We start from the raw sequence: 3154 nt of genomic DNA, 5'->3' as shown, positions 1-3154 counted from the left end.
TAAATAATATAAATAAATAATTTCGGTGGATATATATATAATCAAGTAATTGTGTTAGCTTTTGTTTTTCTGATAAATCTTTTGCATGCATTAAATCAACAATTTTATTAGAAAGCTCATTTAAAATCTCATCAGTGATTTGGTCTATTAAATCTTGAATATCTTGATAATGTAAGTAAAATGTTGTTCGATTTAATCCTGCTTTAGTTGCGACTTTCTGAATCGTTAAACTTGAAATACTAGAATTCTCACATAAGAGTGAAATAACAGCATTTTTAAACATTTCCCTTGAACGTACTGTACGAGGATCTTCTTTTTTAGGTGTAGACATTTTTAAACCCCTTTATAGATTTTCTTTAACTTTATCGACATCATATACCATCTATGTCGAGTAGTGAACATTTTCAAAAAAACTGTTCATGGTCAAAGAAAATATATTTTGTTACCATTAATTTTATCGACATGATGTCGATAAATCAAGGCAACAATGAAGGAGTTTATCAATGCAAAAGGAAATATCAGAAAGAAATAAAAAAATTATATTAGTTGTGCTCATTGCCGGATGTTTTTTATCAACATTGAATCAGACGCTATTAAATGTGGCGATGAGTAATTTAATGGAAGTATTTGATGTTACGGCTGCAACAGTGCAATGGCTATCGACAGGCTTTATGCTCATAAATGGTGTTCTCGTGCCAATTACTGCATTTTTAATGAAACGATTTACAACAAGGCAACTATTTATTAGCTCGATGCTCTCTTTGTTTATTGGGACTGTTCTCTGTGCATGCGCCATGAATTTTGGTGTTTTGTTAACAGGAAGAATGATTCAAGCAGTTGGGGCAGGAATTATTATGCCGCTAATGATGACAGTTATTTTATATTTATACCCTAGTGAAAAGCGTGGAAGTATTATGGGAACCATCGGTTTCGCCATAATTTTTGCGCCAGCCATCGCTCCAACATTATCTGGCTTTATCATTGAATATGTATCATGGAGATGGTTATTTATTGGATTAGCTCCATTTGTATTAATCGTTATTATTCTCGCGCTTAAATATTTAATGAATGTTGCAGAGACAACAAAAGCAAAATTAGATATCGTAAGTGTCATTTTATCAACAATTGGCTTTGGTTGTGTTATATTCGGATTTAGTAGTGCAGGAAGCAAAGGATGGGATCATCCAGTTGTTATTACAACAATTATCATCGGTATAATCGTTACAGCTTTATTCTGTTTACGTCAAATAAAGTCTAACGATCCCTTATTAAATTTATCAGTATTTAAGTATAAAGTTTTCACTCTTACTTCAGTCATTAACGTACTCATTACGATGATTATGTATGCTGATTTAATTCTTTTACCGATTTACTTGCAAAATGGACGAGGTTTCACTGCATTTGAATCAGGTTTACTTCTATTACCTGGCGCTGTAATTAATGCCTTCTTATCACCTATCACAGGTAAAATGTTTGATAAATACGGGGCAAAACCACTCTTTATTACAGGTTTAATATGTATCATTATTTCGATGTGGGGTGTAATTCATTTGACCGAATCCACAACTTATATGTATTTAATGGTTCGTACCATTATTCTACGCATTGGACTAAGTTTCATTTCGATGCCTTTAAATACAGCTGGGTTGAATGCTTTACCGAGAGAACTGGGTTCACATGGTTCAGCAGTAAATAATACCATTCGACAATTAGCGGGTGCTATTGGAACAGCAGTTATTATCACGGTATATACAATTCAATCCACTTCACATGCTTCACAGCTATCTAGCGGGAACGAAAGCATATCAGCTATGCAAGTAACAAAATTATCTTCTATCTTCAGCTCAAGTGATGCCTATGTATTTATGTTAGTCTTATCTTTTATAGCTTTGATTATTGCATGTTTTACGCCAAAAAAAGTAGCACTCCAAAAATCCGAAAGTAACTCTTAAAACAAAAAATCCTACCCGTATGGAATACGAGTAGGATTTTTTGTTATTTATTTCGTTGCTCCGTCTTCAGTCGTCTTCACCTTCGTTTTGTTTTTATCACGATGGTTATAGTTGTACTTAGAACGATCTACTGGAGTGAAGCCTTCTGGTGTGTAGAATCGCAATAAGTCGCCGTTAACAACTTGGTCAGAGTATTTTAGTGATTTTTGAACCATTTGTTCATTTTGTTTTATTTCATCTGTAAATTCTACTGGATTTCCAGTCGCTGTATCATAGTATTTGCCGTTCAGTGCAGTCACTGTTGGGCTTACGTAGTTACCGTTACGGAACGGAACAACTTGTTTATGCTCTGGTGATAATAAATCTGATCCGAATTGGACATAATTCTTTGTATCTGTACCTAGTAAGTGTAATAACGTTGGAAGAACGTCAATTTCTCCACCGTATTGATGTTGTACGCCGCCTTTCATTCCTGGTACGCGAATGATTAAAGGTACACGTTGTAACTGTGCATTTTCAAATGAGTTCATTTCTTTACCCATTATTTGAGACATTGCTGCGCTATGATTATCTGAAATACCGTAATGGTCACCGTACATAACGATAATTGAGTTATCGTATAAACCAGATTGTTTCAAGTAATCCATGAATCCTTTTACAGATTCATCTAAATAACGTGCTGTTTGGAAATACGTATCTACTGATGAATCACCTGTTTTAGCTGGTTCAATCGTTGCTTCCGCTTTATCAATAGGATAAGGGAAATGGTTCGATAACGTAATGAACTTCGTATAGAACGGTTGTTTCAACGTTTGTAATAACGGAATTGATTCATTAAAGAACGGTTTATCTTTTAAGCCATAGTTTACTACATCTTTTTCGTTCATATCATAGTATGACGCATCAAAGAATTTATTAAAACCAAATGATTTATAAATTTCATCACGGTTCCAGAACGTTTTGTAGTTACCGTGGAACACTGCTGATGTGTATCCTTGTTGACCTAAAATAGCTGGTGCTGATTGATACGTGTTATTAGCTTTATTTGTAAAAACAGATCCTTGCGGTAATCCAAACATTGAGTTCTCTAACATGAACTCCGCATCAGATGTTTTACCTTGTCCTGTTTGATGGAAGAAGTTATCAAAGTATAACGTATTCGCATCTTTTGTAAATGAGTTTAAGAATGGTGTAACTTCTTG

Annotated in this window: 3 protein-coding genes; 1 reads left to right on the top strand and 2 read right to left on the bottom strand. The window is 34.1% G+C overall.

Annotated features, from left to right (window positions below; translation table 11 throughout):
- A partial coding sequence (locus tag KI356_RS26535) for a TetR/AcrR family transcriptional regulator (RefSeq protein WP_212936944.1) occupies positions 1 to 331 on the bottom strand: 331 nt, incomplete at its 3' end.
- Positions 332 to 503: 172 nt separating this feature from the next.
- Between KI356_RS26535 and KI356_RS26530 the strand changes: the two genes are divergently transcribed.
- Positions 504 to 1952 (top strand): DHA2 family efflux MFS transporter permease subunit, encoded by a 1449-nt coding sequence (locus tag KI356_RS26530; protein WP_128280347.1) that lies wholly within the window; start codon positions 504 to 506, stop codon positions 1950 to 1952.
- Positions 1953 to 1999: 47 nt separating this feature from the next.
- On the opposite strand, the gene KI356_RS26525 is transcribed toward KI356_RS26530, so the two are convergent.
- Positions 2000 to 3154 (bottom strand): LTA synthase family protein (locus tag KI356_RS26525; RefSeq protein WP_212936943.1); only part of this gene is annotated, 1155 nt, incomplete at its 5' end.

Source organism: Bacillus hominis (genome assembly GCF_018332515.1).
Lineage (GTDB): Bacteria > Bacillota > Bacilli > Bacillales > Bacillaceae_G > Bacillus_A > Bacillus_A hominis.
Note: the sequence above shows the minus strand (reverse complement) of the source record. Positions and strands in the feature narration are given on the sequence as shown.

Bases quoted from the DNA above. Each gene is read 5' to 3' on its own strand.
- KI356_RS26530 (WP_128280347.1), top strand. From the start codon at position 504: ATGCAAAAGGAAATATCAGAAAGAAATAAAAAAATTATATTAGTTGTG.